This window comes from Vibrio sp. 11-4(1) (assembly GCF_013048625.1).
Classification (GTDB): Bacteria; Pseudomonadota; Gammaproteobacteria; order Enterobacterales; family Vibrionaceae; genus Vibrio; species Vibrio diabolicus.
Window position 1 is genome coordinate 39,123 of sequence record NZ_VHSY01000015.1, and the last position, 20,496, is coordinate 59,618.

At 46.4% G+C, this 20,496-nt stretch carries 21 protein-coding genes; 9 read left to right on the top strand and 12 right to left on the bottom strand.

Features of this window, described 5'->3' with window-relative positions:
• Positions 1-28: 28 nt before the first annotated feature.
• Entirely contained in the window at positions 29-1,411 is a 1,383-nt protein-coding gene (locus FKN16_RS21685; protein ID WP_074190085.1) for an MATE family efflux transporter, read from the bottom strand.
• A gap of 240 nt (positions 1,412-1,651) precedes the next feature.
• Here FKN16_RS21685 and FKN16_RS21690 point away from each other — a divergent pair, with 240 nt between their 5' ends.
• The 3 genes from FKN16_RS21690 (at position 1,652) to FKN16_RS21700 (ending at position 4,546) form a co-directional block, all read left to right on the top strand.
• Positions 1,652-1,942, top strand: a complete 291-nt coding sequence (locus tag FKN16_RS21690; protein WP_005381516.1) for a co-chaperone GroES — start codon at positions 1,652-1,654, stop codon at positions 1,940-1,942.
• Positions 1,943-2,019: 77 nt separating this feature from the next.
• A complete protein-coding gene (gene groL / locus FKN16_RS21695) occupies positions 2,020-3,666 on the top strand; it encodes a chaperonin GroEL (RefSeq protein ID WP_005381509.1) in 1,647 nt (548 codons plus the stop codon).
• Between the two features lie 316 nt (positions 3,667-3,982).
• The gene (locus FKN16_RS21700; protein WP_005395435.1) at positions 3,983-4,546 is read left to right on the top strand and encodes a hypothetical protein; all 564 of its coding nucleotides are present in this window, start codon (positions 3,983-3,985) and stop codon (positions 4,544-4,546) included.
• A gap of 101 nt (positions 4,547-4,647) precedes the next feature.
• On the opposite strand, the gene FKN16_RS21705 is transcribed toward FKN16_RS21700, so the two are convergent.
• Both FKN16_RS21705 and epmB read right to left on the bottom strand, forming a co-directional pair.
• Complete coding sequence (locus FKN16_RS21705; RefSeq protein WP_170903521.1) at positions 4,648-5,145, bottom strand: MgtC/SapB family protein; 498 nt, start codon at positions 5,143-5,145, stop codon at positions 4,648-4,650.
• 95 nt (positions 5,146-5,240) lie between these two features.
• Positions 5,241-6,263: an EF-P beta-lysylation protein EpmB gene (gene epmB, locus FKN16_RS21710; RefSeq protein WP_005381502.1), complete on the bottom strand. Its 1,023-nt coding sequence runs from the start codon at positions 6,261-6,263 to the stop codon at positions 5,241-5,243.
• A 32-nt stretch (positions 6,264-6,295) separates the two neighbouring features.
• Between epmB and efp the strand changes: the two genes are divergently transcribed.
• The gene (efp, locus tag FKN16_RS21715; protein WP_005395425.1) at positions 6,296-6,862 is read left to right on the top strand and encodes an elongation factor P; all 567 of its coding nucleotides are present in this window, start codon (positions 6,296-6,298) and stop codon (positions 6,860-6,862) included.
• A gap of 265 nt (positions 6,863-7,127) precedes the next feature.
• Complete coding sequence (locus FKN16_RS21720) at positions 7,128-8,531, top strand: SPFH domain-containing protein (protein ID WP_005395423.1); 1,404 nt, start codon at positions 7,128-7,130, stop codon at positions 8,529-8,531.
• A 101-nt stretch (positions 8,532-8,632) separates the two neighbouring features.
• On the opposite strand, the gene frdD is transcribed toward FKN16_RS21720, so the two are convergent.
• From frdD to frdA, 4 genes are read right to left on the bottom strand one after another with little or no spacing between them, the layout of a single operon-like run.
• Positions 8,633-9,010 (bottom strand): fumarate reductase subunit FrdD, encoded by a 378-nt coding sequence (gene frdD, locus FKN16_RS21725; RefSeq protein WP_005395421.1) that lies wholly within the window; start codon positions 9,008-9,010, stop codon positions 8,633-8,635.
• Positions 9,011-9,020: 10 nt separating this feature from the next.
• On the bottom strand, positions 9,021-9,404 hold the full coding sequence (gene frdC, locus FKN16_RS21730) for a fumarate reductase subunit FrdC (RefSeq protein WP_005395419.1): 384 nt from the start codon (positions 9,402-9,404) through the stop codon (positions 9,021-9,023).
• A 2-nt stretch (positions 9,405-9,406) separates the two neighbouring features.
• Complete coding sequence (locus FKN16_RS21735) at positions 9,407-10,165, bottom strand: succinate dehydrogenase/fumarate reductase iron-sulfur subunit (RefSeq protein WP_005381489.1); 759 nt, start codon at positions 10,163-10,165, stop codon at positions 9,407-9,409.
• Positions 10,165-11,964, bottom strand: a complete 1,800-nt coding sequence (gene frdA / locus FKN16_RS21740) for a fumarate reductase (quinol) flavoprotein subunit (RefSeq protein WP_047010259.1) — start codon at positions 11,962-11,964, stop codon at positions 10,165-10,167. Before frdA ends, FKN16_RS21735 begins: the two co-directional genes overlap by 1 nt.
• A gap of 435 nt (positions 11,965-12,399) precedes the next feature.
• Here frdA and epmA point away from each other — a divergent pair, with 435 nt between their 5' ends.
• The 4 genes from epmA (at position 12,400) to FKN16_RS21760 (ending at position 15,513) form a co-directional block, all read left to right on the top strand.
• Positions 12,400-13,371: an elongation factor P--(R)-beta-lysine ligase gene (epmA, locus tag FKN16_RS21745; RefSeq protein WP_170903522.1), complete on the top strand. Its 972-nt coding sequence runs from the start codon at positions 12,400-12,402 to the stop codon at positions 13,369-13,371.
• 9 nt (positions 13,372-13,380) lie between these two features.
• Complete coding sequence (locus FKN16_RS21750; protein WP_170903523.1) at positions 13,381-13,755, top strand: VanZ family protein; 375 nt, start codon at positions 13,381-13,383, stop codon at positions 13,753-13,755.
• 21 nt (positions 13,756-13,776) lie between these two features.
• A complete protein-coding gene (locus FKN16_RS21755; RefSeq protein ID WP_005395413.1) occupies positions 13,777-14,412 on the top strand; it encodes a TetR/AcrR family transcriptional regulator in 636 nt (211 codons plus the stop codon).
• A gap of 144 nt (positions 14,413-14,556) precedes the next feature.
• Entirely contained in the window at positions 14,557-15,513 is a 957-nt protein-coding gene (locus tag FKN16_RS21760) for an acetyltransferase (protein WP_104969882.1), read from the top strand.
• A 73-nt stretch (positions 15,514-15,586) separates the two neighbouring features.
• Here FKN16_RS21760 and FKN16_RS21765 read toward each other — a convergent pair whose 3' ends face one another.
• From FKN16_RS21765 to FKN16_RS21785, 5 genes are all read right to left on the bottom strand, one after another.
• Positions 15,587-16,732 (bottom strand): murein hydrolase activator EnvC, encoded by a 1,146-nt coding sequence (locus tag FKN16_RS21765; protein ID WP_170903524.1) that lies wholly within the window; start codon positions 16,730-16,732, stop codon positions 15,587-15,589.
• A gap of 26 nt (positions 16,733-16,758) precedes the next feature.
• Positions 16,759-17,580, bottom strand: coding sequence for a serine O-acetyltransferase (cysE, locus tag FKN16_RS21770; RefSeq protein ID WP_005395410.1), 822 nt, complete (start codon positions 17,578-17,580; stop codon positions 16,759-16,761).
• A gap of 78 nt (positions 17,581-17,658) precedes the next feature.
• The gene (gene gpsA, locus FKN16_RS21775) at positions 17,659-18,696 is read right to left on the bottom strand and encodes an NAD(P)H-dependent glycerol-3-phosphate dehydrogenase (RefSeq protein ID WP_006743122.1); all 1,038 of its coding nucleotides are present in this window, start codon (positions 18,694-18,696) and stop codon (positions 17,659-17,661) included.
• Positions 18,697-18,891: 195 nt separating this feature from the next.
• Positions 18,892-19,356 carry a protein-export chaperone SecB gene (secB, locus tag FKN16_RS21780; RefSeq protein WP_005395400.1) on the bottom strand — a complete coding sequence of 155 codons (465 nt, stop codon included), beginning with the start codon at positions 19,354-19,356 and terminating at the stop codon, positions 18,892-18,894.
• Positions 19,357-19,602: 246 nt separating this feature from the next.
• A complete protein-coding gene (locus FKN16_RS21785) occupies positions 19,603-20,037 on the bottom strand; it encodes a rhodanese-like domain-containing protein (RefSeq protein ID WP_005395399.1) in 435 nt (144 codons plus the stop codon).
• Positions 20,038-20,496 lie beyond the last annotated feature (459 nt).

Consider the following 20,496-nt stretch of genomic DNA (forward strand, 5'->3'; position numbering starts at 1 on the left):
AAAGGAAGCTGACGCATCGGACAAAATCTTACGAAGCGCTGCTCTGTTCAATGAGCGTCAATTTACGTTCGCGCAGTGCAAACATATAGCCAAGTAGGCCACCTAACGTATTCCCCACAGCGATACCTATAAACAAGCCTTCAATACTGTAAATCTGGCTTCCGATCCATGCTGATGGCAGGGTAAACACGAACAGACGCATAAAGCTCCATTGGAATGCTCGTAATGGTTTGTGCATCGCATTCAAACCACTGATTAACATCATCACAATGCCTTGAAAACCATAACTGAACGGCACCACAAGCAGGTAATGCCACAGCAGATTTTTTACCGCTTCTTCCTGCGAGAACAATGCCGCTAGAGGAATACTCAATGGCACCATCATCAAGAAGATAAACCCTTGGAACACCACCGCAAAACGCATGCTGATAAATAAGCCGGAAAAGGCGCGTTGAGGGTTTTTCGCCCCTAAGTTTTGTGCCATGAATGGCGTGAGTGCTGAGGTCAGAGACATCAAGACTAGGATCAAAATAGACTCAATACGCTGCGCCGCACCGTAAGCCGCAACCGCTGCTGTACCGTGGTTGGATAACAGCATCATCAGAATGGCACCGGACAATGGATTCATCGCGTTCGACAGTGCGGCAGGAGTGCCGATTTTTAACGTTTGCTGCCAATCTTGTTTCAGCAAGGACCATTGGGGTTGAGCGAGCAACTTTTCGCGTTTAACTAGCACATAGAATGAGCCACATAGCGCACCTAACCAGCTAAAAGCACTGGCTATTGCCGCACCTTGGATGCCAAGCTCGGGGAATGGGCCAAGTCCGAAGATCAGTAGCGGATCGAGCATGCCGTTAATCAAGCCCGCCAACATCATGATTTTGGCTGGTGTTTTTGTATCCCCAGATGCTCGTATCGCGCTATTGCCCGCCATTGGGATCACCAACAATGGAATGGTGAGATACCACACCTGCATGTACTCTTCGATGAGTGGAATTAGGTCGTCGGCTGCGCCAAGAAAGCGGAACAGTGGTGCAATAGTGGCAAAGCCAATCGAAGAGGCGATAGCCACGAGTAACACCGCTAACAACAAACCGTGAGTGGTAAACCGAGCGGCTTGTGGGGCGTGACCTTGTCCAAGTAAGCGACCAATGTTGGTCGAAAGACCCATCCCTATCCCCATCGTGATGCAGTTAACCGCAAAGGTTACAGGGAAGGTATAGCTGATCGCCGCTAGCGCTTGAGTACCAAGCAACGAGATAAAAAACGTGTCCACCAAGTTAAACATCAAAATCGCGATCATGCCCATGGTCATGGGGACGGTCATTTTCCGCAGCGTTTCAGGAATGGGTGCGGTCAACAAACCATGCTTATCGGTCGCTTGGGGTTCCAGCTTGTTATTTTCCTGCATGTATGACAACTATGTGGTGAGCAAACTGCAAGGATACAAGAAAGCGAGATGCTGGGCGAGTGAGCATTTCGAACGCAAACCGTTGCTTAGTTGTTCGTTATTTTAACTAAGTCACAAAAATTTTGTGCCACCCCCTTGGGATCGCTGCTTCGACCCCTTATATAGGGATCACGTGTCTGGGGCTACAGTCCCTAAGGACAATTATCAAATAAACATGGAAATTTTCAGGAGAGACGACCGATGAACATTCGTCCATTACATGACCGAGTTATCGTTGAACGTAAAGAAGTTGAATCTAAGTCTGCTGGTGGCATCGTTCTCACTGGTTCTGCTGCAGAAAAATCAACTCGCGGTGTTGTTCTAGCTGTGGGTAAAGGCCGCATCCTAGAAAACGGCACAGTACTGCCGCTGGACGTTAAAGTTGGTGATACTGTTATCTTCGCTGAAGGTTACGGTACAAAAACTGAAAAAATCGACGGTAAAGAAGTGCTTGTCATGTCTGAAAACGACATCATGGCGATCGTTGAATAATAGCAATCATTGAGTAATTTTTTGCTCAGATTCAATTACGAAATTACACACAAAGAATTTTAGAAAGGAAATCAAAGATGGCTGCTAAAGACGTTAAATTTGGTAATGACGCACGAGTTAAAATGCTAGAAGGTGTAAACGTTCTGGCTGACGCAGTAAAAGTAACACTGGGTCCTAAAGGACGTAATGTCGTTCTAGACAAATCTTTTGGTGCACCGACTATCACGAAAGATGGTGTATCAGTAGCGCGTGAAATTGAACTGGAAGATAAATTCCAGAACATGGGCGCACAAATGGTTAAAGAAGTTGCGTCTAAAGCAAACGACGCGGCAGGTGACGGTACAACAACAGCAACAGTACTAGCACAATCTATCGTAAACGAAGGTCTAAAAGCAGTCGCAGCGGGTATGAACCCAATGGACCTTAAGCGTGGTATCGACAAAGCAGTAGCAGCAGCAGTAGAGCAACTAAAAGAGCTTTCTGTTGAATGTAACGACACGAAAGCGATCGCACAGGTTGGTACTATCTCTGCAAACTCAGACGCAAGCGTAGGTAACATCATTGCTGAAGCAATGGAGCGTGTGGGCCGTGATGGCGTTATCACTGTTGAAGAAGGTCAGGCGCTACAAGATGAGCTAGACGTAGTAGAAGGTATGCAGTTCGACCGCGGTTACCTATCTCCTTACTTCATCAACAACCAGGAGTCAGGCAGTGTTGATCTAGAAAACCCATTCATCCTGCTAGTTGATAAGAAGATCTCAAACATTCGTGAACTTCTTCCAACGCTAGAAGCCGTAGCGAAAGCGTCTCGTCCACTGCTTATCATCGCAGAAGATGTAGAAGGCGAAGCGCTAGCAACATTAGTTGTCAACAACATGCGTGGCATCGTGAAAGTTGCAGCAGTGAAAGCACCTGGCTTCGGTGACCGTCGTAAAGCAATGCTACAAGACATCGCTATCCTAACTGGCGGTACTGTGATTTCTGAAGAAATCGGTCTAGAGCTTGAAAAAGTAGCACTAGAAGATCTAGGTCAAGCGAAGCGTGTTTCTATCACGAAAGAAAACACGACTATCATCGATGGTATCGGTGAAGAAGAGATGATCTCTGGTCGCGTAGCTCAAATTCGTCAACAAATCGAAGACGCAACTTCAGACTACGACAAAGAGAAACTACAAGAGCGCGTAGCGAAACTGGCTGGCGGTGTTGCAGTAATCAAAGTTGGTGCAGCAACTGAAGTTGAAATGAAAGAGAAGAAAGACCGTGTAGAAGATGCGCTAGCCGCAACTCGTGCAGCGGTTGAAGAAGGTGTTGTTGCCGGTGGTGGTGTTGCACTTATCCGCGCGGCATCTAAGATTGCTCACCTAACGGGTGACAACGAAGAGCAAAACGTTGGTATCCGCGTTGCACTACGTGCAATGGAAGCGCCAATCCGTCAAATCACGAAGAACGCAGGTGAGGAAGACTCAGTGGTTGCGAACAATGTGAAAGCGGGTGAAGGCTCTTACGGTTACAACGCAGCAACAGGCGAATACGGCGACATGCTAGAGATGGGTATTCTAGACCCAACGAAAGTAACTCGTTCTGCGCTACAGTTCGCAGCATCGGTTGCGGGTCTGATGATCACGACTGAAGCAATGGTTACTGACCTACCGCAAAAAGACGCACCAGCGATGCCTGACATGGGCGGCATGGGTGGCATGGGCGGTATGGGCGGCATGATGTAAGCCAGCTTATCTCTTTGCTCTAAGGGAATCCTTATAGCGGAAAGATAACCGACCAAACCTTTAAAAGTCGAGGCATTTGCCTCGACTTTTTTATGCGCGTTATCCGAGAAACATAGCATTCTGATGTGGCTTCGATTGTGAGAGGCGAGTTCAAGAAATGTCAGTGGAAAAACATGAAAATAGAAGCGACAAAATTTTTTCTTTTGAGTCAGATGGTTAAATCTGACCTACCGCTAACACTTTTTGAACGTGGATAGCGCAAAATCTGAACATTACACTATGTTGTAAATTGTTGCTTCCCATCATGGAGATGAAAATGAAAAAGCTTATGACGTCATTGGCGGTTGCAGCCGCTATCGCATCACCAGTTGCTCTTGCTGACAGTACACCTGTGATGTTCTCTACTATCGACAACACAAACGCACCTTCTAACTCGTCAGTTGGTGGTGTTCGTTTAGCCGTGTTGCATGGACAGGTGAATGAGGTTAAAGGTGTCGACTTTTCACTGCTTGGTATGTCAGAAACGGATCGTACGACAGGTGTGAACTTCGGTCTGTTTTTTGGTGCAGCAAAGGTAAACCAAGAAATGAAAGGTGCGTCTTTAGGCTTAGTTAACTGGAACCAAGGTCAGACGACGGGTGTTAACTTGGGTGCTGTCAACATTACGAACAATGTAAAAGGCTTGAACTGGAGCGCGGTGAACTATTCTGAAGGCTACACCATGGCGGATGTGGGCTTAGCGAGTATCTCTAAAAAGTCTAACTTCCAGTTTGGTTTCTTCAACATGACCGATCAAATTGATGGCGTACAAATTGGTCTTTTGAACTGTGCGGATAACGGTTTCTTCAAGTGTTTCCCACTCATCAACTTCGCTAAATAATCCCCGAGCAAGTCAGAATTTTTAGATACCGAAAGCCCTCGATATTCGTCGAGGGCTTTTTAATTACTGATGGGGTGAAGCGAGTTTATCGGCGGCGTTAACTATTTAATTAAGCGGGATGAGGTTTTGCGTTGTTGAATTCTTTGGTGAACCCCTCGGCGCAATGCTTTGATGTGGTTTTCTGCTTTATCCACGCCCAGTAACACCGTTAAAGCCAGTAGGGTAATGACCACCGACTGCGTTAAATAACCCAAACCGATCATCAACCCTAATCCTGCCAGTACCCAAATAACCGCTGCGGATGTTACGCCGTGGATTTTTCCATCGAGTGTCATCATCACGCCTGCGCCTAAGAAGCCGACGCCAGTAATAATCTGACCAAGCACGCGTGCTTGATCGAGTGTATTTTGCGATAACGATACTGCCATCGACATAAACAGGTAAGTGCCTGAAATAATAAGAATTGCCGTGCGAATGCCAACAGGTTTACCACGAGTTTGGCGTTCGATACCGATCATTAGCCCATTAATGGCACAGCATAGTAGGGCAGGCCAGCTGAATGGGCCAAGATCGAAAATTTGTTCGAGTGCTGTATGCATCTTGACCTCCAAAAGAGCGGAGTATGCATAGACTTACCGTGCAAAGCGAACAAAAAGGAACGGTCGTGACGACAAATTTAATTGAGCGTCAGGACCTATTCTAAATGCAAATCCAATGGCGTTTTACTTGGCCTGCCACCAATTTCTCGTGTCAGTTTTGGTACCAGGTAACCCGATACACGCGTGATGAGTCCGCGCATAATGGCTTTTGCTTCTTCGTCCGAAATAAAGTAGTGCGCCGCGCCTTGCACCTTATCAAGAACGTGGAGGTAATAAGGCAAGATACCCGCGTCAAATAAGGCTTCACTTAATGCCACTTGAGCTTCTACCGAATCATTCACGCCTTTCAACAGAACGCCTTGGTTTAGAAGCGTAACGCCTGCTCTTTTGAGCTTGAACATCTGTTCAGCAAATTCGTCATTGATTTCGTTGGCATGGTTGATGTGAGTCACAAGGATGATTTGCAACCTTGATGCTTGCAGCAGTTGGCATAGTTCATCAGTGACTCGAGCGGGAATCACCACAGGTAAACGGCTATGAATACGCAGACGTTTGATGTGAGGTATGTGAGCAATATGCTCTAAAAGCCAATGAATTTCATCGTCTTTTGCCATTAATGGATCACCACCTGAGAAGATGACTTCGTTCAACTCTGGTTGCTGCGCCATGTACTCTAAGCACTTTGTCCATGCCTGCTTGCCGCTTTTATTTTCTTGATATGGGAAGTGACGACGAAAACAGTAACGGCAATTTACCGCGCAGCCACCTTTGACGATCATTAAGGCGCGGTTGCGATACTTGTGTAGCAGACCAGGGACTTCATTATCCTGCTCTTCTAACGGATCGTTGGAATAGCCCGGATGTACTTCAAATTCGTCACTTAATGGTAAAACCTGACGTAAAAGAGGGTCTTTAGGGTTGCCTTTCTCCATCCTATCGACAAAACTTTGCGGTACACGCTGTGCAAACAGCTTGCGTGCGGCAAACCCGTCTTGCCACGGTGAAGGATCTATTTCCAGTATTTCGAGCAATTTTGCAGGATCAGAGATCCCATTCGCCAACTGTTTGAGCCAGTTTTGCTCAACAGATTCGACTTTTCGGGTTATTATGTGCGGCATTGAATTTAGCTCTAAGAATGTAAGAGGAAAAAATGGCTACAGTTAGCACCAATGAATTTAAAGGCGGTCTTAAGTTAATGCTTGATAACGAGCCTTGTGTAATTCTGGAAAACGAATACGTTAAACCAGGTAAAGGCCAAGCGTTCAACCGCGTTAAAATTCGTAAACTTCTTTCTGGTAAAGTGCTAGAGAAAACATTCAAGTCTGGTGACACTTGTGAAGTGGCAGACGTAATGGATATCGACCTAGATTATCTATATTCAGACGGCGAATTCTACCACTTTATGAACAGTGAAACGTTTGAACAGATCGCAGCAGACGCAAAAGCGGTAGGTGACAACGCTAAGTGGTTGGTAGAAAACAACACTTGTATGATCACACTTTGGAACGGTAACCCAATTACTGTTACTCCACCAAACTTCGTTGAGCTAGAAGTGGTAGACACAGATCCAGGCCTGAAAGGTGATACTCAAGGTACTGGCGGTAAACCAGCTACGCTATCAACTGGCGCTGTTGTTCGTGTTCCTCTGTTCATCTCAATTGGTGAAGTGATTCGCGTTGATACTCGTACGGCTGAATACGTAGGCCGTGTGAAGTAAGCACTTTAGATTGATTGTTTGAAAGGTCGCTTCGGCGGCCTTTTTTATTGCCTGTAATTCTCTCTTGAATGTCCCTGCATAGAAAATCGATATCCTCCGCAAATTTTCGATGATTTTGTATTATTCGTAAAAATCTTATTTATTTCATGAATCTGTCGATTATTCCTTAATGTAACATTTTGATACATTAGTTCTTGTTGTTGAGTTGCATAGCAATCTGATTTTTATCGATTTAACTCAGTAACAATCCAAAAAGGAGAACAAAATGGAAAGCAGAGGCTTAGGAAGGGGTTTAAAGGTGGAAGAAAGACGTCAGTTACTACACAAAGGATTGAAAGCTGCGGTGTTTGGCGTACCGCTGTTGGCAATAGGCTTAACGATTAATAGCTCTGTGCTGATGACCGATGCAGGTTACAGCTACGTGCATCAGAACAATATCACTGGTGAGTTGGATGTGTTTACTGAACCTGGCATTCATTTTCGCATGCCATTTCTGTCCAAAATCACCAAGTATGACCAAGTGATCACTGTGTCATTCGGTAACAGCAAGGGCGAAGATTTTTATCAACGTCTTGATGCGATTCAGGTTCGGTTTGCCGACACCTACATTGGTCAGATCCCCGTAACATTCCGCTTTAAGCTCAGTAATGACCCTGAAGCGGTGAAGAAGATGCACAAAGAGTTCCGTAACAACAGTAACTTGATTGATGCGCTGCTTGTAAAGAACGCACGTAACGTGACGGTGATTACTGCTACCCAATACACGGGTGAAGAGTTTTTCCAAGGTGGTTTGAACCAGTTCAAATCGAAACTTGGCGATCAGTTGCGAGAGGGGATTTATCTAACAGAGCGACGTCAGGTTGAAGTGGAAGAGTTGGATCTTGCGCCTGTTGGGGCGAATCAGGCCAATGCGAACCAACTACAGCGCACCAATCAACTGGTTTGGAAAACGGTGCCAGTTGTAGATAAAACCGGGCAACCAATTCGTCAAGACAACCCGTTACAACAATACGGCATTCAAGTGACGCAGGTGACCATTGGTGATCCACAGCCAGAAAAGCAATTGGATCAGCTATTGGCGGATAAAAAGCGTTTAGTGGCGGATCGTATTCGCGCGATTCAGGAGCAAGAAACGTCGAAAGCACAAGCAGAGACCGAGCAGTTACGCAAAGAGATTCAACGAACACGTGAAGTGCAAGACGCTCAGCGTGGTAAAGAACTCGCTATTATTGCTCAGCAAAAAGAAGTGGAAGTTGCACGTCAGATTGCAGAGCGTGAAATCGTTGAAGTGGAAAAAACCAAACGACTTGCTGAAGTCGAGAAGGAGAAAGAGCTAGCTATCGCAGAGGCTAACTTAGCCATTCAAAAGGCGAACGCACTTTCTGCTGAGTTTGAAGCGAAAGCGATATTAGCGAAAGGTCGTGCAGAATCTGAGGTCCTAAAAGCGAAGTACTCGGCGTTAGGGGCAAACCGTGAAGTTTATTTGGCAGAGTTGAATCGAGACGTAGCGAACTCGTTGTACAACAACTTGCAAAACTTCCAAGTTCAGATGCCACAAAACTACATTGGTGGTAGCGAAGAAACGGGCTTGAAAACAAACCTAGATGTGATTACTGGCTTTGGCGCCCTGGGTCTTATGGACCAAACGAAGAAGGTCATACAGCAATAAGATCATGGGTGGTCAAAAGCTTAAAAAGCAAAAAGATCATGGGTAACCCAAAGCAATAAAAAAGCTGGCATAGAGCCAGCTTTTTCTTTTTAGTCAGTATCTTAAATCATGAAGATAAAGATAACGGCTAGTGCAGTGATGAGGCCTGCAAATGCATAGCATGCAATTTTACCTATCACACCAGTGTGGAATTTAAGGTCGTGCATGCCGTGGTGTACACGGTGCATCGCATGCCACATTGGTAGAGCTAGGGTGCCAATGATGAATAGCGCACCGATGATACTGGTTGCGAATTCGGAGACACGCTCGTAGCTCATCGCTTCTGCATCAATCACGCCTAGTGGGACCAAGATACCTAGCACCAATACCGTGATTGGCGTGATCATCGCGAACCAAGTACCGCCAGCACCAAATAGACCCCACCAGATTGGCTCATCAGAACGTTTTGGTGATGTGTTTACACTATAATTCGGTTTCATGCTCAGCTCCTTACACCACGATGAGAACGATCAGTGAGATGAACGCAACCGCGGCCCACTGAGTCAATACGATGATTTTCTTGTCCACCAGTTTGCCTTTCAAACGAATTGGCATTACTTGCGGCATCATGCTGAAGAAAGTTTGAGCGTGGAATAGGCTACCTAGTAGTGCAACGATGTTGATCGCGACTACGATTGGGTTTGCCATAAAATCCAACCAACCTTGCCATGCTTCAGGGCCTTTCACCAAGCAACCTAAACCGAAAGTTAGGAACAGAGTGAATAGGATCAAAGGAAGCACAGTCGCTTCACGTAGCATGTAGAAGCGGTAGAAAGGATGGTTCTTCCACCAAGTGCGTTTTACTTCACGAACGTAAGGTTTACGATTGCTCATCCTTATGCCTCCACTTTCTTTGGTGAACCATCAGGTTTCAACATAGCAATCACGAAGTCCATAGAAGACTCCACTTTGCCTTGGTTTACTGCCGCTGCTGGGTCAACGTTCTTCGGACAAACTTCAGAACAGTAACCAACAAACGTACAACCCCAAGCACCGTTTTCACCGTTGATAAGCTTCATGCGCTCATCTTTACCGTTGTCACGGCTGTCTAGGTTGTAGCGGTGTGCTAGCGTTAGTGCCGCAGGACCGATGAACTCAGGGTTTAGACCAAACTGAGGACACGCCGCGTAGCATAGACCGCAGTTGATACAACCAGCGAACTGCTTGTATTTCGCCATTTGCTCTGGCGTTTGCAAGTTCGTACCGTCTTCTGGTTTACGGTCGTTACCAATGATGTACGGTTTGATTGCTTCAAGACGTTCGATGAACGGCGTCATATCAACAATCAAGTCTTTCTCGATTGGGAAGTTCGCTAGAGGCTCGATAGTCACACCGTCTGGGTAATCACGTAGGAAGCTCTTACAAGCAAGTTTCGGTACGTTGTTCACCATGATGCCGCAAGAACCACAGATCGCCATACGGCAAGACCAACGGTAAGACAGATCTTTGTCTAGGTGATCTTTAATGTAGCCCAGTGCGTCAAGCACAGACATGGTTTCATCGAATGGCACTTCGAATGTTTGCTTGTATGGTTCTGCATCTTTTTCTGGGTCATAACGCAGAATGTCTACTTTTTGAATGCGATTTGCTGACATTATGCTTGCTCCTCTGCGTTCTTCTCTTCAGCTGCGGCTTTTTCTGCTGCTTCACCGTATAGACGAGCTTTTGGTTGTGACTTAGTGATAGTCACATTGCTGTAATCGATACTTGGCGCTGAATCTGGTTTGTAGAAAGCAAGTGAGTGTTTTAGGAAATTCACGTCATCACGTTCTGTACAACCGTCGTCCAGACGTTGGTGCGCGCCGCGAGATTCTTTACGTAGAATCGCAGAGTGAACCATCGCTTCTGCGACTTCTAGGCCGTAACCCACTTCAATTGCGTACAGAAGATCAGTGTTAAACACTTTGCCTTTGTCTTTAATGCTGATGCGTTTGTAGCGTTCTTTTAGTTCGGTGATCTTGTTAATGGTTTCTTGCATCAAATCTTCTTGACGGTAGATACCACAACCCGCTTCCATGGTATGACCCATTTCAGTACGGATGTTTGCCCAGTTCTCATCACCTTCTTGGTTCATCAGTTTGGCGATGCGCTCTTCAACTGCTTTCACTTGAGCATCGATTGCAGACTCGTTCCAACCTTTGAATTCTTCAGCGCGTTTCACTGCGTTTTCACCCGCTACGCGACCAAATACCACAAACTCAGCCAGTGAGTTAGAACCTAGACGGTTTGCACCGTGAAGACCAACAGACGCACATTCACCAACCGCGAATAGACCTTTAATGCGAGTTTCACAGCCGCCGTTTGTCTCGATACCACCCATGGTGTAGTGAACCGTTGGACGAATTGGAATTGGCTCTTTTGCAGGGTCTACGTTCACGTAAGCTTTTGCTAGCTCACAGATGAACGGTAGACGCTCTTGTAGGTACTCTTCACCAAGGTGGCGAAGGTCTAGGTGCACCACGTCACCCAGTGGGTGTTTGATGGTGTTGCCTTTCTGTTGTTCGTGCCAGAAAGCTTGAGAAACTTTGTCACGAGGACCCAGTTCCATGTATTTGTTCTTCGGTTGGCCAACTGGAGTTTCAGGGCCCATGCCGTAATCTTGTAGGTAACGGTAGCCGTTCTTGTTAACGATGATACCGCCTTCACCACGGCAACCTTCCGTCATCAGGATACCTGTGCCAGGAAGACCGGTTGGGTGGTATTGAACGAATTCCATATCACGTAGAGGAACGCCGTGACGGTAAGCCATTGCCATACCATCGCCCGTTACGATACCGCCGTTGGTGTTACAGTGGTAAACGCGGCCCGCGCCACCTGTTGCTAGAACAACAGATTTTGCTTTGATAGTAACAAGCTCGCCTTCAGACATGTGAATAGCAATCAGACCTTGAACTTCGCCTTCATCAACAAGCAGATCCACCACAAAGTACTCATCAAAGCGTTTGATGTTGCTGTACTTCATGGATGTCTGGAATAGCGTATGAAGCATGTGGAAGCCAGTTTTATCTGCAGCGAACCAAGTACGTTCAACCTTCATACCACCAAAGCGGCGTACGTTGACTTCACCGTTCTCTTTACGACTCCATGGGCAACCCCATTGCTCCATTTGGATCATTTCGCGAGTCGCGTTCTCTACAAAGTATTCAACAACGTCCTGTTCACATAGCCAGTCACCACCGCCAACAGTGTCGTTGAAGTGGTTGTCTAAGCTATCTTCATCCTTGATAACTGCTGCTGAGCCACCCTCTGCAGCGACCGTGTGGGAGCGCATTGGATAAACTTTAGAAATCAGAGCGACTTCTAAGTCTGGGTTTGCTTCAGCCGCTGCAATAGCAGTACGAAGACCAGCGCCGCCTGCGCCGATGACTGCGATATCTGTGGTGATAATTTGCACAGTTATCCTCCAGTGTGTGATTGCGGAAATCCGCTTGTTATTGTCATTACGAGGCGCTCTTTAAAAAGAACTCCCCAAAAGTAGTAGGGTTAGTGTAGATGAGCCACATGGCAGAAAAATTGATGTAATTGGGTTTTTGCTTCGGTAATGCACTTAAGGGCATAGAATTTATAGGTTATGTGACTGCTATCACGGCATCGAGGTTTTGGCCCTCAAGCATTAACATTAGGGATGTTAAACCTGTGTTGCGTGACATTAACCGCATGGATAATAGGGTTTTAACTGAGTGTTTTTTGTGCTGCGGCACGAGTAATGCTTGCCTCAAATAGGCGAGCACGTTAGTAAAAATAAGAAGGGATATTCCTCTCTTCTTGAAGAGTAAAAAGCATGTAGAATGAGACTTTCCTCGCTGAATTAAAGTTTGAGAGACTTGTTATGCAAACCAACTGGCAACCTACTGCTTCCATTGACCAACTTCGTCAACGTGCGACGTTAATCGCGTCGATTCGCCAATTCTTCGCTGATCGACAGGTGATGGAAGTCGACACGCCAGCCATGAGTCACGCAACCGTGACTGACATTCATTTGCATACTTTCCAAACCGAGTTTGTTGGCCCGGATTACGCCGATGGTAGCAAGCTGTTCTTTATGACCAGCCCTGAATTCCACATGAAGCGCCTGCTGGCGGCTGGCAGCGGTTGTATTTATCAAATCAACAAAGCATTTCGTAACGAAGAAAATGGTCGTTACCACAATCCAGAATTCACGATGTTGGAGTGGTATCGCGTTGGCTTTGACCATCATAAATTGATGGATGAAATGGATGATCTGTTGCAACTGGTATTGAAGTGTGGCGCAGCGCAGCGCATGACGTATCAACAAGCCTTCATTGATGTGTTGGGTGTGTGCCCACTAGAAGGCTCGATGACGGAGCTGAAAGCGGCGGCAAGCAAGCTGGGTTTGAGTGACATTGCAGAGCCTGAAGAAGATCGCGATACGTTACTGCAATTGCTATTTAGCGTGGGAGTCGAACACAAAATTGGTCAGGATGTGCCTGCTTTTGTTTACGACTTCCCGGCATCACAGGCGGCGCTTGCGAAAATCAATCCTCAAGACCATCGTGTTGCGGATCGCTTTGAGGTGTATTTTAAGGGAATTGAGCTGGCAAATGGGTTCCATGAACTCGATAACCCGAAAGAGCAACTGGCGCGTTTTGAGCAAGATAACGCGAAGCGTCTCGACATGGGTTTAAAACCGCAGTCAATCGACTATCATTTGATATCCGCATTAGAGGCAGGGTTGCCAGATTGTGCGGGTGTTGCGTTAGGCATCGATCGTTTGATCATGCTGGCGCTCGGCTGTGACCACATTGATCAAGTGACGGCCTTTCCATTCCCAATCGCATAAGGATATTCAATGAACTTGGCTGCTGCACGTTTGGTCATTCTCAGCTACGCAATACTGATCGCTTACTTATCGTTGAGCTCGGGCGAGTTGCAAGGCTGGGGCAACATTGCATATCTTGATAAAATGCAGCACGCCATGGCGTACAGCGGATTTGCGTTTTTAGGTTGCTTTTGCGTGTGGCGTTGGCGTCAACGTTGGGCGGTGGCGATTGGTATCTTATTATTTAGTGCTGCCATCGAATGGCTACAAGGGTATGTCGGAAGACAAACCTCTTGGTTAGACCTTGTCGCCAACTCAACGGGTATTCTAACTGGTCTGTTATGTTACCGTATTTGGAGCCTCTATCGACCTAGGTTGGTGAAGTCGCTATACTCGATTCGTTAATGAAGAGGGAACACGATAACAATGAAAACGCGCGACAAAATCGTCTACGCGGCACTGGAGTTGTTCAACCAACATGGTGAACGCAACATCACCACCAATCACATTGCCGATCACATCGAAATTAGCCCAGGTAATCTGTATTACCACTTCCGCAATAAGCAAGAAATCGTTCGTGAGATCTTTGCGCTTTATTCAGCAGAACTTTTAGAAAGATTTACCCCTATTCAAGGTTCGCAAGAGAGCCTGACTATGCTGAAGAGCTACCTAGACTCTATTTTTACCTTGATGTGGAAATACCGCTTTTTCTACGCAAACCTACCAGAAATCTTGTCACGAGATGAACAGCTACACGAGCAGTACATCGATGTGCAAGAGAAGCTGCAAGCGAACCTCATTGCGATCATGCAAGAGTTTGTATCGCTGAAGCTGCTTAATGTTGATCAACAGCAGTTGAAGTCACTGGTGTGTACGTTGCATTTGATTGCGTGTAGCTGGTTGGCGTATCAATCTGCAATGGCTTCGAAAACCAGCATCACTGAGCAAATGGTGAAGCAAGGGATGTTGCAGATGCTTAATGTCGTTAAGCCATTAGCAACTGAGCAGGGGTTAGAGCAGCTACTGTTACTGGAAGATGCAGTCAGCAATCTACACAGTTAAACGTCAAACTGCTTAATATTTCGAGAGTCACTCTCATTTTCGAGTCGTGGCTCGAGTTGACTTGTCAAATATGCCACGCACAATAGTCCTCATACCGTTCAGCCCTCTCTGGGATATGACTCTCGATAAAGGAACTATCGCTCCATGAATTACGACATTTTTAATGGCGATGCTGATGGCATCATTGCGCTTCTACAATTACGCTTGGCTGATCCTATCGAGGCTCAGTTAATTACTGGTGTAAAGCGCGACATCAAGCTGGTGGAAAAAGTAGACGTGCAAGCGGGTGATGAGCTAACGGTGTTAGACATTTCGATGGAAAAGAACATGGTAGGCCTAGAGCAAGCATTGGCTCAAGGCGCGCACGTATTTTACGCCGATCACCATAAGGCGGGTGATATTCCTCAGCATGGCAACTTGGATGCGCACATCGATCTCGATGCCAACATGTGTACGGCTTTAATTGTCGATCAATTGCTAAATGGACGTTTTCACACATGGGCGATTACGGCGGCTTATGGCGATAACATGATCGCGAAAGCAGATGAATTGGCTGACAAGGTCGGATTGTCACACGATCAGAAAGCGCAGCTTAAAGAGCTTGGCACTTTGATTAATTACAACGGTTACGGTTCGAAAGTGGATGACTTACATTTCCATCCTGCGGATTTGTACCAAGCCTTGCTGAAGTACACGTCGCCATTTGATGTAATTGAAGATAAAACTTCGCCTTACTACCAACTGCAGTCTGCTTACCAACAAGATATGGATGCCGCTCTGGCAGTGCCTGCCACGCATGAGAGCGGTAAGCTAAAGCTGTTCGAGCTACCAAACACGGCCGCATCACGTCGAATCAGCGGTGTGTATGGCAACTGGCTGGCAAATCAAAACCCAGATTCTGCTCATGCAGTACTCACCGAAAATGCAGATGGCACTTACACGGTCTCTCTACGTGCCCCGTTGAACAACAAACAAGGCGCCGTTGCCGTGTGTGGACAGTTTCCAACTGGTGGCGGCCGAGAAGCGGCGGCAGGCATCAACACATTAAGCAAAGATGATGTAAGTGCTTTTATTGATGCGGTAGAAACGTACTACGCATAGCATTTGCCAAAATATGAATACAAAAAAGGAGCCGAGTGGCTCCTTTTTTATTATAAGTCGATGAGTCAGATAATCAGCGCTTCAACCAAGATTTCGGGTTTTGCGCTTCACTGTTGCGGCGAATTTCGAAGTAGAGTGATGCGCGATCTTGCCCGCCAGTATCACCCGCAAGAGCGATCACTTCGCCAGCGGTCACGCGATCGCCTTCTTTTTTCGTCAACGCTTGGTTGTAGCCGTAGAGCGTCATGTCACCTTTGCCGTGGTCAAGCAATACCACTAAGCCATAACCGCGTAAATACTCCGCAAACACTACAGTGCCCGGGTAAACGGCTTTCACTTGTTGACCATAATTGGCCGCAAGCACCATGCCCTTCCAGTTTACTTGCCCGGTTTGGCGAGTACCGAAGTTGTGTAATACACGACCTTTGAGTGGCCATGGCAGTTTACCGCGCTGTTTGCCCAGTCCGTCCATTGGCACGGCATTGCGCTTAGCCGCTTTGGCTATCTCGGCTTTTAGGCGTGTTTCGTTGCGCTGCAGTTCAGCAAGGTAGCGTTTATCATTCTTGATACTGCTCTGAATTTTATTCAGGGTTTGCTTACGTTTGGATTGTGTACTTGCCAGCGCCGTACGTTTCTCAGATTGCTGTTTGAGTAACGTCTCGATTTGCTCTTTTTCTAGCTCAAGCTGGTTTTTGTTGTGTGCCAATTCTTGAGTGGTTTTGGTGATTGCATCAATCACTTCAGCACGCGCTTTGGCTAAGTGCTGGAAGTATTGACTCATGCGGTCTTCTTCCACACCTTGATTCAACAAGTGACCATTGGCTTTTGCTCGTTCGGTCACGTAATACGTTTGCAGCAACTGTTTGAGCTCTTCCTCTTGCTCTTGGCGCTGCGCTTCTTGCAAGGCAATTTTATCTTCTAGCTTGTCTATGTTTTTGTCTGCTTGTGCCAGCTCAGATTTGGTTTGTCTTATTTCGCGTTCAAGTTTAGAAATGCCAAGTTCTTGCTCTTTGAGCGATTTTTGTAGCTCATTGAGTTGCTTTTCTTGGGAAGAGAGAGATTTGCGTTGACGGCTTATCTCACTTGATACGCCTTTGAGCTCTTGTTGACTAGCGGCAGAAGAGGCAAGGGGATATGTGGCAGATAAAGCACAAGTTAATAAAATAGCCGAGCGTAGAACAGGGTGATTTTGTTTTCGCACTTGAGATTTACCTACCACGTTGTTGTCAAAAGGTTTGTTGACGATTAAATACCATCTCCATGGATAAAGCTTTGTGATTTACCATTAAAGCCTTGATCCATATCGAGAGAAGGTTTGTCCGTTTTTGGACGACCGACGATTTTCGCAGGAACCCCCGCCACAGTTGTGTGTGGTGGCACTGCTTGCAATACCACAGAGCAAGAGCCGATTTTCGCGCCTTCGCCCACTTCGATATTGCCAAGAATTTTTGCACCTGCACCAATCATCACACCTTCACGGATTTTCGGGTGACGATCGCCGCACTCTTTACCCGTACCGCCTAAGGTAACGTCTTGTAGAATTGAGACGTCATTATCGATAACTGCAGTTTCACCGATGACAATACCTGTCGCGTGGTCGAGCATGATGCCGCTACCAATGCGTGCTGCCGGGTGAATGTCTACCTGACACGCAACCGAAATTTGGTTTTGCAGGTAGGTTGCCAGTGCATGGCGCCCTTGTTTCCATAGCCAGTTTGCCACGCGGTAGCCTTGCAGAGCGTGGTAGCCCTTTAAGTACAGCAGCGGCATAGAGTACATCGAAACTGCAGGGTCGCGATTAACCGTGGCACAAATGTCACAAGCGGCACAATCGGTAATGGTTGGGTCGGCAGAGAACGCTTCTTCTACCACTTCACGTACTGCCATTGCTGGCATCGATGCCGTGTTTAACTTGTTTGCCAAAATGTAGCTGAGCGCGGCACAGAAACTTTCATGCTTGATGATGGTGGCATGGTAAAAGCTGGCCAGCATTGGCTCTTGCTCTGACATTTCGCGGGCTTCTGAGACAATTCTGTTCCAGACTTTTTGTTTTTCGCAGTGTTTCATTCTCAATATCCTGAGTGGTTCTTCCGTGACCCGACAACTTCTATTCTTCTCAGATGAGGTGCGAAGGGGCGTAGAGTGCTACTTTCCTTCGGCTTTTTTGTCACGAGCAAGTAAATCTTGCGCTGCCAGGCGTGCATCCTTCCCTTGATACAATACTTGATAAATTTGATCAACAATTGGCATCTCAACACCCATGCGTTGAGAGAGCATCCATACTTCTTTCGTGTTGCGGTAGCCTTCTACGACTTGGCCAATTTCTTCTTGTGCCGTATCGACGTCTTTACCTTGACCTAGCGCTAAACCAAAGCGGCGGTTACGTGATTGGTTGTCGGTACACGTTAGGACAAGGTCGCCCAAACCAGCCATACCCATGAAGGTTTCTGGTTTTGCACCAAGCGCAGCACCAAGACGACTCATTTCGGCCAAACCACGAGTAATCAATGCAGTACGCGCGTTGGCTCCAAAACCGATGCCGTCAGACATACCCGCACCAATTGCGATAACGTTTTTCACCGCACCGCCCAATTGCATGCCGATAAAGTCACTATTGGCGTACACGCGGAAGGTTTTGCTGCAGTGGATTTTTTCTTGTAGGTCAGCGACAAATTCAGCATCTGGAGAAGCAACTGAAATTGCAGTAGGCATGCCCATCGCGAGCTCTTTGGCGAACGTTGGGCCAGACAATACAGCCAGTGAGTAGTTTTCACCGATAATGTCATAAGCGACGTCTTTCAGCAGACGACCCGTTTCTGGCTCAAGACCTTTGGTTGCCCAGCAGATACGAGAGTCTTCACGTAAGAAAGGCTTACAGCTGTTCAGTACGATGCCAAAAACATGGCTTGGAACCACAACCAATAAATCTCGGCTTGCTTGTACGGCTTTTTCTAAATCCGATTCAATGATCAAGCTTTCAGGGAAATCAACACCAGGTAAGAAAGCGTGGTTCGCGCGATCCGCTTCTAAACGTGCCATGTGCTCAGGCTCGTGTCCCCAAAGGACTACGTTCGCGCCGTTACGAGCGAGTGAGATCGCCAGAGAGGTACCGTATGAACCTGCGCCAATCACCGTCATTGCGATGTCTTTACCGTAAGCATTGTTTGTATTTGCTTGTGTCATGCTACCGCCTAATTGTCTTTCTACTAGTAGAATCTAGTTCCTAATCGTCAAATTTTACGCCTTCTGGCGATTAGGAACTAGGAACTTTTGTCAGAAATAAAAAATGCACATTGCATCGGATGGTAGACGCTCTGTGCATTTTATTAGAGTCGGTGACGTCAGCACTCAGGCTATTCGTCACTTACAAAACGTGAATTACGCTTCAGCTTCGCCTTGTTGAGCTTGCTGTTGTAGGTAGTTCATGAATAGCGCGTCGAAGTTAACTGGCGCTAGGTTCAGTTGAGGGAACGTACCTTTAACCACTAGGCTTGAGATAGTTTCACGAGCGTATGGGAATAGGATGTTCGGGCAGAATGCGCCTAGGCAATGTGCAAGTTGGCCTGCTTCCATTTGCTCAGCAGTGAAGATACCACCTTGTTGAACTTCACATAGGAACGCTGTTTCTTCTTCGTTCTTCACAGTTACAGTTAGACGTAGAACCACTTCGTAAACGCCTTCACCAAGCTCACGGCTTTGAGTGTCTAGGTCTAGTTTAACGTCTGGGTTCCATTCTTTTTGGAAGATTACTGGAGAGTTTGGCGCTTCGAACGAAACGTCTTTTAGGAAGATGCGTTGAATTGCGAAGTTTTGTTGTGCTTCTTGAGGTGCTGCTTCAGCCATTTTTTAATCCTTAAATAAATATTTGTAGAGCCTAGAAACGTCTAAACTCAGAAAACTGGTATGTCCCGAGACTAACTGAGCCAATCTACCTTGACTAGATGAAGCGTGTATTACGTGCAAAGCGTCACAACTTAATGCTTCAACTGCTTTCAATTTGCTCAGTTTATTATCCACGAAGCTTGGCAAAAACACGCTGGGTGCGTACCTTGTCTTTTGCCTCTGCCACGTTATCGAAGCTGCCGGGTATTACTTTTTACCACGTACTAAAGGCAGGTTCGCTTCGTTCCATGCAATCAATCCGTTCTTCAGTAGGCTTACTTTTTCAAAGCCTGCTTTTACTAATAGGTTCGCGCTTTCTTGAGCGTTTTGCCCTGTTTTGCATACCACAATGATTGGGTCTGATTTGTGGTTTTCAAGGCTACCAAAGTTACCCGCTTTGATATCTGACGGTAAAATGTGAAGTGAGTCGGTGATATGACCTTTTTTGAACTCGTCCTTTGTGCGGATATCCACTACAACGCCGTTTTCACGGTTCATAAGATGAGTCAGTTGGTTTACGTTGATTTCTTTGTATGCGGCCGTCGCTGACTTCACGATGTTCATGATAAAGGCGACAAGAAGACCTACCCAAACCAAAGATAGAATCATGTTCTGTTGGAAAAATTCAATGTACTCTTGCATGTCTTGAGCTCTTACGCTGTTGGCGGAAAAATAAAGCAGGAGTATAGCGGGGTTAAGCCTCTTAGGCGAGAGGGTTAAAATTTTCTAACGAATAATTGAGATCTCTATAAACCCTTTATGTTATTGCCATCCGTGCCTTGGACTATGGTAGCTTGATTGTTTTTGCCTATTGGATTTATCGACTTAAGTGATTTTTGTTTTACCGAAAAAAGCGAACAATAGGTACTAACCAATCTTGTTCGATCATGCGTTAAATAAGCGCTGTTTCAGGTGCAAAAACAAGAATCAGAAGCGTAAGAAAACCGAACCTAGACTGGGGTGTACAAAGCGTATTAGGAATGACTATGCTTGTGGAACACGTTTGTCGGCACTGACTCGTTGTTCGTTTAACTTGTAAGATAGCAACAATAAATCGCAAACATTATTTGATCTTAACCTACAGTTTTGGTTAAAAAGTGT

Excerpts from the sequence above, each read along its gene's own strand:
- FKN16_RS21685 (WP_074190085.1), bottom strand. The coding sequence starts at position 1,411 with ATGCAGGAAAATAACAAGCTGGAACCCCAAGCGACCGATAAGCATGGT.
- FKN16_RS21690 (WP_005381516.1), top strand. The coding sequence starts at position 1,652 with ATGAACATTCGTCCATTACATGACCGAGTTATCGTTGAACGTAAAGAA.
- groL (WP_005381509.1), top strand. The coding sequence starts at position 2,020 with ATGGCTGCTAAAGACGTTAAATTTGGTAATGACGCACGAGTTAAAATG.
- FKN16_RS21700 (WP_005395435.1), top strand. The coding sequence starts at position 3,983 with ATGAAAAAGCTTATGACGTCATTGGCGGTTGCAGCCGCTATCGCATCA.
- FKN16_RS21705 (WP_170903521.1), bottom strand. The coding sequence starts at position 5,145 with ATGCATACAGCACTCGAACAAATTTTCGATCTTGGCCCATTCAGCTGG.
- epmB (WP_005381502.1), bottom strand. The coding sequence starts at position 6,263 with ATGCCGCACATAATAACCCGAAAAGTCGAATCTGTTGAGCAAAACTGG.
- efp (WP_005395425.1), top strand. The coding sequence starts at position 6,296 with ATGGCTACAGTTAGCACCAATGAATTTAAAGGCGGTCTTAAGTTAATG.
- FKN16_RS21720 (WP_005395423.1), top strand. The coding sequence starts at position 7,128 with ATGGAAAGCAGAGGCTTAGGAAGGGGTTTAAAGGTGGAAGAAAGACGT.
- frdD (WP_005395421.1), bottom strand. The coding sequence starts at position 9,010 with ATGAAACCGAATTATAGTGTAAACACATCACCAAAACGTTCTGATGAG.
- frdC (WP_005395419.1), bottom strand. The coding sequence starts at position 9,404 with ATGAGCAATCGTAAACCTTACGTTCGTGAAGTAAAACGCACTTGGTGG.
- FKN16_RS21735 (WP_005381489.1), bottom strand. The coding sequence starts at position 10,165 with ATGTCAGCAAATCGCATTCAAAAAGTAGACATTCTGCGTTATGACCCA.
- epmA (WP_170903522.1), top strand. The coding sequence starts at position 12,400 with ATGCAAACCAACTGGCAACCTACTGCTTCCATTGACCAACTTCGTCAA.
- FKN16_RS21750 (WP_170903523.1), top strand. The coding sequence starts at position 13,381 with ATGAACTTGGCTGCTGCACGTTTGGTCATTCTCAGCTACGCAATACTG.
- FKN16_RS21755 (WP_005395413.1), top strand. The coding sequence starts at position 13,777 with ATGAAAACGCGCGACAAAATCGTCTACGCGGCACTGGAGTTGTTCAAC.
- FKN16_RS21760 (WP_104969882.1), top strand. The coding sequence starts at position 14,557 with ATGAATTACGACATTTTTAATGGCGATGCTGATGGCATCATTGCGCTT.
- cysE (WP_005395410.1), bottom strand. The coding sequence starts at position 17,580 with ATGAAACACTGCGAAAAACAAAAAGTCTGGAACAGAATTGTCTCAGAA.
- gpsA (WP_006743122.1), bottom strand. The coding sequence starts at position 18,696 with ATGACACAAGCAAATACAAACAATGCTTACGGTAAAGACATCGCAATG.
- secB (WP_005395400.1), bottom strand. The coding sequence starts at position 19,356 with ATGGCTGAAGCAGCACCTCAAGAAGCACAACAAAACTTCGCAATTCAA.
- FKN16_RS21785 (WP_005395399.1), bottom strand. The coding sequence starts at position 20,037 with ATGCAAGAGTACATTGAATTTTTCCAACAGAACATGATTCTATCTTTG.